Annotated in this window: 12 protein-coding genes; 9 read left to right on the top strand and 3 right to left on the bottom strand. The window is 36.3% G+C overall.

The window, feature by feature from the left end:
* Positions 1–15 precede the first annotated feature (15 nt).
* The 9 genes from AC1DIT_RS06165 to AC1DIT_RS06125 all read left to right on the top strand — a co-directional run bounded on the left by AC1DIT_RS06165 (position 16) and on the right by AC1DIT_RS06125 (position 9,794).
* Positions 16–999: an ABC transporter ATP-binding protein gene (locus AC1DIT_RS06165; RefSeq protein ID WP_016113895.1), complete on the top strand. Its 984-nt coding sequence runs from the start codon at positions 16–18 to the stop codon at positions 997–999.
* Positions 996–1,841 (top strand): spermidine/putrescine ABC transporter permease PotB, encoded by an 846-nt coding sequence (gene potB, locus AC1DIT_RS06160; protein WP_476998104.1) that lies wholly within the window; start codon positions 996–998, stop codon positions 1,839–1,841. Before AC1DIT_RS06165 ends, potB begins: the two co-directional genes overlap by 4 nt.
* A gap of 6 nt (positions 1,842–1,847) precedes the next feature.
* Positions 1,848–2,648 carry a spermidine/putrescine ABC transporter permease PotC gene (gene potC, locus AC1DIT_RS06155; protein WP_016113897.1) on the top strand — a complete coding sequence of 267 codons (801 nt, stop codon included), beginning with the start codon at positions 1,848–1,850 and terminating at the stop codon, positions 2,646–2,648.
* A 35-nt stretch (positions 2,649–2,683) separates the two neighbouring features.
* Complete coding sequence (locus tag AC1DIT_RS06150; RefSeq protein WP_003196038.1) at positions 2,684–3,733, top strand: polyamine ABC transporter substrate-binding protein; 1,050 nt, start codon at positions 2,684–2,686, stop codon at positions 3,731–3,733.
* Positions 3,734–4,143: 410 nt separating this feature from the next.
* Complete coding sequence (locus AC1DIT_RS06145) at positions 4,144–4,791, top strand: phosphatase PAP2 family protein (protein ID WP_016132621.1); 648 nt, start codon at positions 4,144–4,146, stop codon at positions 4,789–4,791.
* A 324-nt stretch (positions 4,792–5,115) separates the two neighbouring features.
* Positions 5,116–7,311, top strand: a complete 2,196-nt coding sequence (locus AC1DIT_RS06140) for an MMPL family transporter (protein WP_016131258.1) — start codon at positions 5,116–5,118, stop codon at positions 7,309–7,311.
* Positions 7,312–7,657: 346 nt separating this feature from the next.
* Positions 7,658–8,074 carry a hypothetical protein gene (locus AC1DIT_RS06135; RefSeq protein WP_016113900.1) on the top strand — a complete coding sequence of 139 codons (417 nt, stop codon included), beginning with the start codon at positions 7,658–7,660 and terminating at the stop codon, positions 8,072–8,074.
* A gap of 100 nt (positions 8,075–8,174) precedes the next feature.
* Entirely contained in the window at positions 8,175–9,098 is a 924-nt protein-coding gene (locus AC1DIT_RS06130; RefSeq protein ID WP_016113901.1) for an RluA family pseudouridine synthase, read from the top strand.
* Between the two features lie 90 nt (positions 9,099–9,188).
* On the top strand, positions 9,189–9,794 hold the full coding sequence (locus tag AC1DIT_RS06125; RefSeq protein WP_016113902.1) for a DUF1648 domain-containing protein: 606 nt from the start codon (positions 9,189–9,191) through the stop codon (positions 9,792–9,794).
* A gap of 367 nt (positions 9,795–10,161) precedes the next feature.
* Here the strand turns inward: AC1DIT_RS06125 and AC1DIT_RS06120 are convergent, their stop codons facing one another.
* The 3 genes from AC1DIT_RS06120 to glcD form a co-directional block, all read right to left on the bottom strand.
* Positions 10,162–10,986: a CAP domain-containing protein gene (locus AC1DIT_RS06120; RefSeq protein WP_016132622.1), complete on the bottom strand. Its 825-nt coding sequence runs from the start codon at positions 10,984–10,986 to the stop codon at positions 10,162–10,164.
* Positions 10,987–11,444: 458 nt separating this feature from the next.
* The gene (locus AC1DIT_RS06115) at positions 11,445–12,773 is read right to left on the bottom strand and encodes a (Fe-S)-binding protein (RefSeq protein WP_016113904.1); all 1,329 of its coding nucleotides are present in this window, start codon (positions 12,771–12,773) and stop codon (positions 11,445–11,447) included.
* On the bottom strand, positions 12,770–14,182 hold the full coding sequence (gene glcD / locus AC1DIT_RS06110; RefSeq protein WP_016113905.1) for a glycolate oxidase subunit GlcD: 1,413 nt from the start codon (positions 14,180–14,182) through the stop codon (positions 12,770–12,772). Before glcD ends, AC1DIT_RS06115 begins: the two co-directional genes overlap by 4 nt.
* Positions 14,183–14,326 lie beyond the last annotated feature (144 nt).

The raw sequence follows: 14,326 nt of genomic DNA, 5'->3' as shown, positions 1-14,326 counted from the left end.
AGATAGGACGGGAAAATGAAAAAGATTATTAAAGTTGAAGCAGTAGAAAAACATTTTGGAGATCAAGTGATTATACCACCTCTTTCTTTAGATATTAAAGAAGGAGAATTTTTAACAATTCTTGGACCGAGTGGGTGTGGTAAAACAACTTTACTTCGTATGATTGCAGGTTTTGAAACTCCTACAAAAGGGAATCTCTTACTTGACGAGGATAGAATTAACGATTTACCACCTTATAAGCGTCATATGAACCTAGTGTTCCAGCATTATGCATTATTTCCACATATGACGGTGGAGAAAAATATTTGTTTTGGTATGAAGATGCAAAAAGTATCAGCGGCAGAACAAAAAGAACGTGCAGAAGAAGCGATGCGCTTAACTCAGCTCCTTGAATTCCGTGATCGTAAGCCTACAAAACTTTCTGGTGGACAACAACAGCGTGTTGCAATTGCAAGAGCAATCGTAAATAATCCGCGTGTGTTATTACTGGATGAACCACTTGGAGCGCTTGATTTTAAGTTGAGAAAAGATTTGCAGCGTGAATTGAAAAATTTGCAGCGTAATTTAGGAATTACGTTCATTTATGTAACACATGATCAAGAAGAAGCAATGAGTATGAGTGATCGAATTGTTGTTATGAATAAAGGACATATTGAGCAAGTCGGAACGCCAAAGGAAATTTATAAAGAACCGAAAACATTGTTTGTTGCGACGTTCATTGGTGAAAATAATATTATAAAAAATGGGAAAAGCTACGTAGCAGTGCGCCCTGAAAATGTAAAAATACGTTCGGTTGAGCAACCGATTTTAAAAGAATACCATCTTGGGCATATTGAAGATGTTGAATTTGTTGGAAATATGGAAAAGCTTTATGTACGCGATGAAAAAACATCAGAACTATTAATGGCATATCAAACTGCCGAAGAAGCAGCGCAGTGGAGTATCGGTGATAATATATATGTAGGCTGGGAGCAAGAGGATGAGGTGACCTTAAATTGAAAAAAGGGAAACTACTCGCATTACCTACAGTTACATGGTTGCTAATCTTCTTTTTATTTCCGCTTGTATTCGTATTAGCATTTGCGTTCTTACAGCGCGGAGCATACGGGACAGTGGAAATGCAATTTACATTAGATAATATATCGCGCGTGTTTGATCCGTTGTATATGAATACATTATGGGAAACAGTGAAAATTGCAGTTATTACAACAGTACTTTGTTTACTCATTGGTTATCCATTTGCATATACAATTACAATTGTTGATCGTAAATATCGTTCTATTCTTCTATTATTAGCAACGATTCCGTTTTGGATTAACTTTCTTGTGCGCTCATATGCATGGATTGTTATTTTACGTTCACAAGGTCTTGTAAATACATTATTGCTGAAGTTAGGCATTATTAATGAACCTTTAAATTTATTATATAATACACCATCTGTAATATTAGGAATGGTATATTCTTTACTTCCATTTATGATTTTACCAGTGTATGCAGCGATTGAGCAGCTTGATAAACGTAAGTTAGAAGCAGCATATGATCTAGGGGCAACACCAATGAAGGCATTTTGGAATGTGACATTGCCAATGACGATGTCAGGGGTCGCTACTGGTTCGATTCTAGTATTTGYTTCATCTATCGGAATGTTTGTTGTATCAGACGTCATGGGTGGATCAAAAGTAGCATTGATCGGAAACGTGATTCAAAACCAATTCTTAGGTGCGCGTGACTGGCCATTTGGATCTGCATTATCAATGATTGTTGTTCTGTTCTCTGTTCTGTTAATTTACTTATATTATCGTGCGACGAAAGTATATAAATACGGAAACGGAGGGGAATAGACAAAGATGAAGAAGTTTTTAGTATCTTATTCTTGGTTGATTTTATTGTTCTTGTATTTTCCAATGATGGTTCTAATGGTATATTCTTTTAACGATTCGCGTATTAACGCAGAATGGGAAGGATTTACCTTCCATTGGTATACAGATTTGTTTCAAAAGCAAGATGTCATTGATGCATTTGTAAATAGTATTACAATTGCAATCGTGACGACAGTTGTGACAACGGTTCTTGGCGTGATTTTTGCTGTTGCATTACATCGTTATAAATATCGTTTTGAAGGAGCAATTAATGGTCTTGTATATTTACCGATTCTAATTCCAGATATCTTAATGGGATTATCATTACTCATTTTATTTAGTCAAATTGGGATGGAACTTGGACAAGTTACCATTATTATTGCACATATTACATTTAGTATTTCGTTTGTTGTTGTGATTTTAGCAGCACGTCTTTCTGGTATGGGACGTGATTTAGAAGAAGCGGCGAATGATTTAGGTGCAACCCCATGGCAAACGTTTCGTTATGTAACGCTTCCAGGAATTGCACCTGGGGTTATTTCAGCGGCATTATTAACATTTACATTATCAATCGATGATTTTGTGATTAGTTTCTTCGTGTCTGGACCAGGATCAACAACATTGCCATTATATATTTACAGTATGGTGAAACGCGGAGTAACACCTGAAATTAATGCTCTTTCTACAATATTAATTGTTGTTATTGTTGGATTAATGGTTGCATCGGAAATATTCCGTAATAAAGGTGCAGATGGTGAAGAAAACTCTGGAGGACATCTTCCATTATAAGAGAGAATTATAAAGAACGAGGAGGCAATGAATCGATGAAATGGATGAAAACAATAGCTGGTGCAGCAATTAGCTTCAGTCTTGTTGCCGGCGTACTTGCTGGCTGTGGTGAAAAGAAAGAAGAGCTAAATATTTATAGCTGGGCTGATAACTTTGATGAGCAAGTGTTAAAGGATTTTGAAAAAAAATATAACGTGAAAATTAACTATGATAAATACGCAAGTAATGAAGAAATGCTTGCGAAATTACAAGCTGGCGGTGCAAAATATGATTTAATTCAACCGTCAGATTACATGGTTAAAACGATGGCAAAAATGGATTTATTAGAGCCATTGGACAAGAAGAACATTCCAAATGTAAAAAATCTTGTTTCAAATTTTAAAACACCTTCATTTGATCCAGAGAATAAATACTCACTTGTATACACTTGGGGTGTAACAGGAATTGCTTACAATAAAAAGTATGTAAAAGAAGCGCCAACAAGTTGGAGCGACTTATGGAATGAGAAATATAAAGGACATGTTACTTTATTAAATGATTCTCGTGAAGTGTTAGGAGTGGGTCTGAAAAAGAACGGATTTTCAAACAGCACACAAAATGATGCAGAGTTAAAGACGGCAGCTGCTGACTTGCAAAAATTACTTCCTAACTTACTTGCATTTGATACAGATAATATTAAACAAAAGTTTATTACAGAGGATGCTTGGATTGGAACAGTCTGGTCTGGAGATGCAGCGTTCATTGCAAAAGATAATAAAGATGTAGAGTATGTTGTTCCAAAAGAAGGCGGTACAATTTGGGCGGATACATTAGCAATTCCAAAAGGTGCGAAACATAAAGATCTTGCCGAGAAGTTTATGAACTACTTAATGGATGAAAAAGTAAGTGTGAAAAACTATGAATCCATTGGATATAGTAATCCAAATGAAAAAGCATGGGAACTTCACAGTAAAGAGTATCGTGATAATCACATGATTTTCTTATCGAAAGACGAATTAGCTCGTACAGAGTGGCTTGTTGATGTAGACAATAAATTAAAAGAGTATGATCGTTACTGGACAGAGTTAAAAACAAAAGGAAAATAGAAACATAAAACTGAATCTTTTAGGTGGGAGAGAGGGTCCGGCCGGGCATAGAAGCGGTCAGATCCTTTTTTCGCCCCATGCGGTATGAAAACAGAAGGAGGGAATGAGTGGAAATCTCCTTTTGTTTTCATGGCCGTAACTTATATGTTGGAAATCAAAAATATATAAACACAGATTAAAAAAACGACAGAAGACCTAATTTTTTAGGCGGGAGAGAGGGTCCGGCTGAGCATAGAAGGGGTCAGATCCTTTTTCAGTCCCATGCCGCGTGAAAACAAAGGGAGAAAATGAGTGGAGATTCCTTTTTATTTTCATAGCCGCGATTTATGTGTTGGAAAAACAAACTGGATATATAATAAAATGCGGTTTCTAAATAGGAACCGCATTTTTTCATAATAGGAGGAAAAAATTTGAAACGAAAATTACATCGATATGAGCTCGCTTGTATTCTCTTGTTGTTTGCTGCATTTGCTCTCATTGCTTGGAGAGTACAAGCAGATGGTGTAACAACACTTGATATATATGTGAAAGATTTTGTAAGAGGATTACAAACAGAGAGTTCACTTGCTTTTTTTACATATTTTACAAAAATAGGATCTGCAATTGGGATTATAAGCACGCTTATTCTTAGTCTGTTCGTGTTTTGGAAGAAACGTTACTATACAGCGATGATTGTGTATCCTATGGCTGTGTTAATAACACATCTTGTAAATAAAGGAATAAAAGAAATTATGAAAAGAGACCGTCCGAGTTTAAATGAAGCGCTTGATGCCCTTGGATATAGTTTTCCAAGCGGCCATGCTATGCTATCAATGATTACGTATGGATTTCTTGCTTATATCATTGCTGCAAACGTAAAAAATGTGGCTGGGAAAGTTGTTATTACGATTGCGATGGCACTGCTAATCTTATGGATTGGATTAAGTAGAATTATTTTATCTGTACATTATCCGACTGATATTTTAGCCGGCTATTGTTTAAGTGGCATTGCATTAATTATCGCTATTTATTTTCATCGTTTATTTTCAGAGCGATTTGAAACGAATCAAGAGAGATGAGACACGTGCGAAAAGGCTCAGATTACTGGGTTTTTCGGACGTTTTTTTTCATACTAAAATCTCTAATTGATTATGGTAATATGTGCTAAAATATATATAAATCCAAATGAAAAAACCGACATAAACCATTTTTTAAGTAGGAGAGAAGATACGTCCGTGGATAAAAGCGGTCAGAGCCTTTTTCAGCCCCATGCCAAATGAAAACAGAAAGAGAAAACAAGTAGCGGTCACTTTTTGTTCTTCATCGCAGCAACTTATATGTCGGAAAATTAAAATGGATTTATATAGAAAGATTCACTAATTATATAAAGTAGGTGAAGATGTGTGAAGACAAATGTACATAAAATAGATAAATGGGGGAAATTCGGTAGCTTTCTTTATCAACTTCGCTATACAGTCATAATTACATTAGTTTTGTTAGCGATAGCACTCGGCATTTTCGCACCAAAACTTCCAGGGGTATTAGGGGGCGATGGTTTCCAAACAAAAGGAGACTATCAAACGACAAAAGCAATTTTAGATAAAGATTTTAAACAGTCTCAAGATACGCTCCTTCTTGTTTTCCAGAAGAATAAAGGAATCTCAAAAGAGGATTTTCAAAAAAGAATCGAAGACATTACAACAAGAATTCAAACGAAAGAAACGTATGATTCATTCCATCATCCATTAGAAAATAAGGAAATGTTACAAGACGATATTGCGTATGCGACAATTTTATTTTCCGGGAAAACAAGTAAAGAACGGAATGAAAAGACATTACAATTTGCAAAAGAAATAGAAAAGGAAAGTAACGATACTTTGAAAGTATCACCAACAGGCTTTCCAAAGATTAATGAAGAAATTAATGAGCGAACACAAAATGATTTGAAAGTAGCAGAAATGATCGGATTGCCAATTGCCTTTCTTGTACTACTATTTTCATTCGGTAGCTTGCTTGCTTCAATCTTGCCGATTTTAAATGGGGCGCTGAGTGTTATTAGTACAATGGGCATTTTATATTTTATTGGTGTAGATAAAGAGTTATCTATTTTTGTATTAAATGTTGCACCTATGATTGGGCTTGCGCTATCAATTGACTTTGCATTGCTGTTTGTGAATCGGTTTCGAGAGGAAGTGGCATATCGGACAGTAAAAGAGGCGATAGCTGTCACATATCAAACAGCGGGGCGTGCTATTGTATTTTCAGGGTTATGTGTTTTTGTTGGTTTATCCGGTTTGTTTTTCTTTGAAATTGATTATATTCAGTCTGTTGCGATTAGCGGGATGATTGTTGTTGTAATGAGTATGTTATTTTCACTTACACTTCTTCCGGCATTGTTATCGTTAATAGGGAAGCGAATCTTGAAAAGGGATCAAACTGCACCTCGCACTTCAAATATGTGGCGTAAGTTCGCTCAATTTGTTATGAAGCATCCTATTATGATGATTATCGTTGTTACATTGTTTATTATTGTCTGTTTGTTGCCGCTTCGCACTGCTAATCTGCAATTTCCTGGTGTAGAAGCATTGCCAGAGAAAAGTGATACACGAATTGCATATGAAAGGTATGAAGAGTCATTTAACAAAATTGTAAAAACACATGCTGATGTTACGCTAGTACTAGAGATGAAAAGTAATGTCATAGAGAAAGAAAATTTACAGAAGTTAGAAGATGTTATTCGAAAACTGAAAAAAGATAAGCATGTATATAAAGTAAAAAGTCTATATGATGAACTAAACGGTATGAAACCTGAACAGCTTGCTACATTGTTACAATCCCCACAGCGTACGCAAGTGGAACCTGTACTGGAAGCATATACAAAAGGAAATAAAACAACTCTTCAAATTTCCTTGGATACAAAGCCGAGAACGGAAACTGCGAAGCAATGGGTTCGTGATTTTAAAGACACGTATAAAGATGACAGTATTACGTATTATTTAGGTGGTATGACAACATTTCAACAAGAGTTAGAGGATGAAATTAAAGATAAAGTTGTGGTTGGGATGTCCGTCATATTCGGTTCCACTTTCTTGATTTTGCTCTTTGCATTCCGATCTATACTTATTCCAATTAAGGCCATTGTGATGAATGTACTTAGTTTAAGTGCAACCATTGGTATTGTGATTTGGCTATTTGAAGGTGGACATTTTGGATTGGAAGAAAGTTCAGTTTTATTCGTGTTACCAATCTTTATATTCGGCCTTGTGTTCGGCTTAAGTATGGATTATGAAGTATTTCTTATTTCTCGTATTCATGAATTGTATGAAGAGACAGGAGATAATGATACGGCAACGTTAGAAGGACTTGTATCAACGAGTCGTATCATTACATCAGCTGCTCTCATTATGATTGTTGTAACAGGAGCATTCGCATTTACTGATATTTTACCAGTAAAGCAAATGGGACTCGGTGTGGCACTTGCTATTTTTCTTGATGCAACAATAATTCGACTTATGCTTGTACCAAGTTTAATGAAAATGTTCGGAGATTGGAACTGGTGGCTGCCGTTTCGAAAGAAAAAAGTAAAATCATCGGATTAAAAAAGCGCTCATCTTGTAGAGAGACCACTGAAAAACGGAAGTTTTTCAGTGGTCTTTTTTGATCCGCCATTCTTTCCATATATATTCATTTTGATTTACTGACATATCAATCGCGGATATGAACACAAAAGCGGATTTCCTCTCATTTCCTCCCTTTTTTTACACGGCATGGGGCGAAAAAAGGTACTAACCGCCTCTGTGCATGATCGGATCCTCCCTCTCACCCAAAAAGAAAAGTTTTTTAGCAGTTTCTCTTATAGGATGAGCGCTTTTTTATGAATAGCATCACCCTCTTTTTGCAAATAGTATGTGGTAAGAACAATACATATAAAAGCAGGTGAAGACAATGTTTCGCTATTTTAAATTTAAGTTAAATGATACTGTACAGTTTGCAGAAAATGATGGGCACATGTATCGCATTGTCGGCTATAGACTAGAAAAAGGGTTTTACCCAAAAGATGAATGGACTCATATTATTTATGAATTACTGAGGGAATTTGATGGGTACACAATGGATGCTGAAGAAGAGGAACTTGTGAAAGTAATTCAAGTGGAGGAAGAATATTATAAAATACATGAGATGTCCGGTTATCGGTACCCGGTGAAAATGAAATCGAAGCCAAAAGTTTCTCAGGAAGAAACGATAGATGATTTATTAGATGCTTACAATGACTACAAGCGATTAGCAGATTTTTTTAAAGATTTATCTTATGAGCAAAAAGCAGAACAAATGTTACGAGAAATAAAGAAATTACGTGCTTAGAGGGCAGTCTATTATGTAGACTGTCTTTTGCTTTAAACAATGCATAATGAATCATTTTCCGTTACAATAGTAGAATCAATAGAAATAAGGTGGATAAAGCATGGAAATGAAAAGAAAGGGAGAATGGTGCGAAATTACGGTTCCTGCTAAATGGAGCGGTATCAGCATTGATTCTTTGTTAAAAGAAGAATGGGGCGTCCCCAAAAAACTATTACATCAACTTCGTATGGAAAAAGGTATCATCGTCAATGGAGAACGAAAACGATGGAGTGAACCTTTAGCAGAAGGAGATAAATTGCAAGTTCATATGTTTATCCAGGAAGAATATGGTGTCCAGCCGGAGTTCGGTGATTTAGAAGTGATATTTGAAGACGATCACGTATTAATTGTAAATAAACCTGTGCATATGGATACGCATCCTTCTAGCAAAGGTGGAACAGGAACACTTGCAAACTTTGTTGCTTTTCATTTACAAATGCAAGGTGTGGAGACGAAAGTACGGCATATTCATCGATTAGATAAAGATACAACGGGTGGCGTTGTATTTGCAAAACATGGGATAGCTGGTGCTATTATGGATCGGTTATTAATGGAGCGTAACATTAAAAGAACGTATTTGGCATTGGTTGAAGGGAAAGTAAAAAAGAAGCAAGGGATAATTGACGCAGCGATTGGAAGAGATCGACATCATGCAACGAGGCGTCGTGTGTCTCCAAAAGGTGATCAAGCGGTAACGCATTATCGGGTAGAGAAATATTTTAAGCATCAAGATGTAACGCTTGTAACATTACAATTAGAGACAGGAAGAACACATCAAATTCGCGTTCATATGAGTCATAGTGGTCATCCACTGATTGGTGATACGTTATATGGTGGACAATCCACATATATGTCAAGTCAAGCCTTACATGCTATGCGGATTGTTTTTTTACATCCAATTACAAAAGAAGAGTTAACAGTAGAGGTTCCACTTCCTAGCTATTTAAATAACATCATGGAATCTTTTAAAATGTCGAATAAATAAAGTTTTTCTGTTTAGTTGAGAAAGATATTTTTTGCAGGAAATTTTTTGTGAAAACCGAAGCCGTAAATAGAAAAGAGAGGTGAAGATTACTTGGTAAGATATAAATATATTATGGGTATATTTCTTGCTGGCCTTCTATTTACGTTGTTTCTATATCCAAATTTACCGAATTATCTAGCGGTGCACTGGAATCAGAATGGTGAACCAAATGAATATGCGAGGAAGCAAGTTGTGGTATTATTTATTCCTTGTCTTATTGTTTTTTTTCATGGTCTGTTGTATATAATCTCACGTTACGTATATAAGTTGAATGAGAATGACCACTATATTGTAATGAGATTTAAAGAGAATGTATCGCTATTTTTATTATTTATTCATATGTTTATTCTTGCTATTGGCACTGGAATAGATATACCATTTCAAACGGGTCTTATAATAGGGATTAGTGGGTTTCTTTTTATGGTTAGTAAAGGATTTAAAAAAGGAAGAAAAAAAGAAGAGGAGCCGATTGTGTTACAGAAAATACGTTTGTTTAGTCAGCGTATTTTTCAATACATGTCGCTTATCATATTAATTTGTTTGTTTTTGAAACTACAATGGGGATTTTATCTACTAATCGGTGTGATTAGCTGTGGGTCTATTGCTTTTATGTGTTGTATTTTGTATTCATATATACTAGAAAATTATGAAACATAAAGTAAAACTTTAATCAGTGGGAGGCTTCTTTATTCCCCCGCTGATTATCAGCCCTCATCAATCGGGCTTTTACGGGCAGTTGATCCCAAAACCTAACGTCTTGTTTTCGCTGGATTTTGAGGTGGGGGTCTTACTGCTCGCGAATAGAGGGAAAAAAGGAGTCTTCTGTAATAGGAGACTCCTTATATATATAAATCCACTTTGATTTTCCAATATATAAGTCGCTGCTATGAAGAACAAAAGGAGACCTGTACTCATTGTCTCCTTTTGGTTTCACATGGCATGGGACAGAAAAAGGATCCGACCGCTTCTATGTACGGCCGAATCCTCTCTCCCCCTCTAAAAAGAAAGGTTTTAATTCATATACTTACTTCGTGATAAATTGTTGTGTCCAGTAGTTTCCACTTTCAACATAACCAACACCGATGTGAGTGTAACCACTATTTAAAATATTTGCACGGTGACCTTCACTATTCATCCAAGCTTGTACAACTTCTTCTGGTGTACGTTGGCCTTGTGCGATGTTTTCACCTGCAGATTTATAAGAAATACCGAACTTCTTCATCATATCGAATGGAGATCCGTATGTTGGGCTAGTATGATCGAAGTAGTTATTTTTTTGCATATCTTCAGATTTAGTACGTGCAACTTTACTTAATTCAGCGTCAACTTTTAATGCTGGTAAGCCTTGTTTTGCACGCTCAGCATTTGTTAATTCAACAACGCGTTGTTCAAATTCGCTTAAAGAGCCTTTTGCTTCTTCAGCTGGCTTATTTTCAGCCGGTTTTTGTGCTTCATTGTTATTAGTATTGTTGTTGTTGTTGTTGTTTTCAGCTGGCTTTTGAGCCTCTGGTTTTGCTGTTTCTTCAGCCGGTTTTTGTTCTACCGGTTTAGTAGTTTCTGGTTTAGTAACCTCTGGTGTAGTAGGTACGTTTGGTTGCTGACCAGGAATGAAGCAGTTACCTTGTTGGAATTTTACTTGATTCCATTGTGCTAGAGAGTTAATTCCCATAGATTGTAAGTATTTTTGTAATTCTTGTTGATTCATATGTTGCATAAAGACTTTAGATTGCTGAATATTTTGAACCTTCATTGTAGATGGTTGTACCGTTGCTGCCTGGGCACTAAGAGTAGATGCTCCGAATGTAAATGCAGTTGCTGCTGCTACAGATAATAAAACACGCTTTTTCATGATATGTGTCCCCCTATGTAAAAGTTTTTTAACTGTTCTCACACAGATTTATTTTTGACAGCCTGTCCGACTGACAAATTCATCGTAGCATACAAATTGCCGGAAAAAAGATGGAAAAAAATACATAGACTATAAAATTACCTATTTTATCCTAGATTTCAATATGAGGTGAAATGCGAGAAAACTAGATTGTAAAAGGAATTTTCAGCATTTCCTGCTTTGCTTATAGAGGTAATATTTTGGTTATAATTACCTATTTAGGAAAGATGAAAACCATTCACACCAAGGGTTTCACCATTTTTTTGAGGGATATAATGGATGCTTTTTTACAAGGCTGTAATCTTTTTGTTGTTCTTTTTTTATAGACGGTAACATATTTTTAATCTTGTAGTGAATAAAAAAGCGGCTATCTCTTTACATAGAAGAAAGAGATAGCCGTTTTCACATTGTTACATATATTACGAGTTTGATTCAATTGCTTCTAATAATAAATCTACAATATGAATACCTCTCATTTTATGAGAAAGCTTTTCACGTTCAATGCCGAGTTTCATTTGTAGTAAGCACCCTGGATTTGCAGTGACAATTGTTGTTGCCTCGGTTTCATGAACACGTTCCATTTTGTAATTTAAAAATTCCATGGATAATTCCGAATGTACAATATTATAAATACCAGCAGAACCGCAGCAACGATCCGCTTCTTTCATTTCACGATATGTCACACCTTGAATTGCTTGTAAGAGCATACGAGGTTGAGAAGATGTCCGCATGACATTACGCAAGTGACAAGAGTCTTGATACGTAATAATTTGCGGAGGAAGGCGTAAATCAGTTCGTTTATGAAAATCTAATTCTACTAAAATAGCAGTGATATCTTTTATTTTCGCAACAAATTGTTTTGCGCGTTCTGCCCATTTTGGATCATCTTTTAATAAGTAGTCATAATCTACGAGATACGCGCCGCAACCACCGGCGTTTGTAATAATATAATCAATTTTTAAATCTTCAAAGGCTTGGATGTTTCGTTTTGCAAGCTCTTTTGCGCCACCTTTTTCCCCGGCATGACCATGTAGTGCTCCGCAGCAACTTTGTTCTTTTGGGATCACAACATCACAGCCAGCAAGCTGAAGGAGTTTCATCGTAGCGTTGTTTGTTTCCAAAAACATTGTATCCATTAAACAGCCAGTAAAGAAAGCAACACGTTTTTTCTTTGTTGTTTCAGCTGGTAAAAATTCAGGGCGATTTTTCATTTCTTTCATCTTAGGTACTTTTGGTAAGACGAGATCCATTGTTGCGAGTGTTTCTGGGAACAACTTCATAATGCCTGTTTTATGTGTTAACGTTTGTAAGCCAGAGCGTTGATAAAAACCGATTAGTCCTGTTAATGTTCGCATGCGATTTTGGTGAGGAAATAAGCCCTCGAATACAATTTTGCGAACAGCTTTGACTGGCATAGAGAACTTTTTATTTTGATTCATAATATCGCGTGCTTCTTCTAATAAATGTCCGTAATTTACGCCAGATGGGCAAACAGGTTCACAAGCGCGGCACCCAAGGCAAACATTTAATGTGTTTTCAACATCTTCATCCGGCTCAATTAATCCATCGACAACGCCCTTCATTAAAGCGATACGACCGCGCGGGGAATGAGACTCTTTATATCCAGATTGAATATAGGTAGGACAAGTTGGTAGACAAAATCCACATCGCATACAGTTTAATAATTCATCTTCATTCAGGCGTTCTTTAAATTCTTTTTGAATCTGTTCCTTATTTAATGTTGTCATCTTTCTACCACCACTCTTTTACGAGAGTCCTTGGCAAACATTTTTCCAGGATTCATAATGTTATGTGGATCGAAAGCTTGCTTAATACCTTTCATAGCAGCGATGCCTTCTTTTCCTAATTTCAACTCTAAATAAGGAGCTTTCATGGCACCAACGCCATGTTCACCTGTAATGGTACCACCAAGTTCAATTGCCTTTTCGAAAATTTCTGCAAAGGCTTGTTCAGCACGGTGCATTTCTTCAGCATTACGAGCATCGGTCATACATGTTGGATGTAAGTTTCCATCACCAGCATGCCCGAATGTACAAATAGAAATATCATATTTTTTAGCGATGGCATTAATTGCTTCAACCATAGGAGCAATTTGAGAACGTGGTACAGTAGCATCTTCTAAAATTGTGGTAGGTTTCAGTCTTGCTAAAGCAGAGAGCGCACTGCGACGCGCTGTACGGAGTGCATCTGCTTCTGTTTCATCCTTTGCAACACGAACATCAACCGCATGCATAGAACGGCAAACTTCAGCCATTTTTTCAATATCGCGGTTCACAACTTCAGGAGAGCCATCTTGTTCGATTAGGAGAATTGCTTTTACATCTGTTGGTAAACCAATCTGTGCAAATTCTTCTACCACTTCAATTGTTGGTTGATCTAAAAATTCAAGTGTTGCTGGAATAATTTTATTGGCAATAATTGCTGATACAGCACGAGCAGCTTCATTGATGTCTTGATATAATGCAAGCATTGTTTTCTTTGTTTCAGGCATTGGAACAAGTTTTAAAATGGCTTCTGTTACAACACCAAGTGTGCCTTCAGAGCCGATGAATAGGCGAGTTAAATCATAGCCAGCTACATCTTTTGCTAATTTACCACCGGTGCGAATGATATCACCATTTGGCAAGACAATCTCAAGGCCCATAATATAATCTCGTGTTACACCGTATTTTAAACCGCGTAAGCCACCGGAATTTTCATTGATATTCCCACCGATTGTAGAAATCTTCATAGAGCTTGGATCTGGTGGATAAAATAGCCCTTTTTCTTCCACTGCTTTAATAATATCAAGTGTAATGACACCAGCTTGCACGGTAATTGTTAAGTTTTCTTCATCTATTTCTAAAATATGATTCATATGGCGGAAGAGAAGAACAACTCCGCCTTCAAGTGGACATGTTCCTGCGCAAAGGTTTGTTCCAGAGCCCCGAACGTAAACTGGAACTTTATGATCGTTACATACTTTTAATATTTCAGCTACTTCGTTCGTATTGCGTGGTGCGACAACCGCATCAGGCATCGCTTGGAAATTTGGAGTTGCATCGTAACTATACGTTAAACGTCCCATGTTGGATGTATCTACATTATCTTTGCCAACAATAGATACGAACGAATCAATAATATGTTGTTCTAACATTAGAAAATCCCCCTCAAACTGTTAACTTGTTTATCCTATTCATAAGAGTTTGACTCATTTCATTATTCAGTGGTGTGTTGCAAAGAAAATTACTGATAGTAAGAAAATAAGAATATACACGTTGTAACAGTGTTTTCATTATAA

It is taken from the genome of Bacillus sp. 05T22 (assembly GCF_056396765.1).
Note: the sequence above shows the minus strand (reverse complement) of the source record. Positions and strands in the feature narration are given on the sequence as shown.

Coding starts and splice junctions, on each gene's coding strand:
- glcD (WP_016113905.1), bottom strand. CDS start 14,182: ATGTTAGAACAACATATTATTGATTCGTTCGTATCTATTGTTGGCAAA.
- AC1DIT_RS06165 (WP_016113895.1), top strand. CDS start 16: ATGAAAAAGATTATTAAAGTTGAAGCAGTAGAAAAACATTTTGGAGAT.
- potC (WP_016113897.1), top strand. CDS start 1,848: ATGAAGAAGTTTTTAGTATCTTATTCTTGGTTGATTTTATTGTTCTTG.
- AC1DIT_RS06150 (WP_003196038.1), top strand. CDS start 2,684: ATGAAATGGATGAAAACAATAGCTGGTGCAGCAATTAGCTTCAGTCTT.
- AC1DIT_RS06115 (WP_016113904.1), bottom strand. CDS start 12,773: ATGACAACATTAAATAAGGAACAGATTCAAAAAGAATTTAAAGAACGC.
- AC1DIT_RS06130 (WP_016113901.1), top strand. CDS start 8,175: ATGGAAATGAAAAGAAAGGGAGAATGGTGCGAAATTACGGTTCCTGCT.
- AC1DIT_RS06135 (WP_016113900.1), top strand. CDS start 7,658: ATGTTTCGCTATTTTAAATTTAAGTTAAATGATACTGTACAGTTTGCA.
- AC1DIT_RS06120 (WP_016132622.1), bottom strand. CDS start 10,986: ATGAAAAAGCGTGTTTTATTATCTGTAGCAGCAGCAACTGCATTTACA.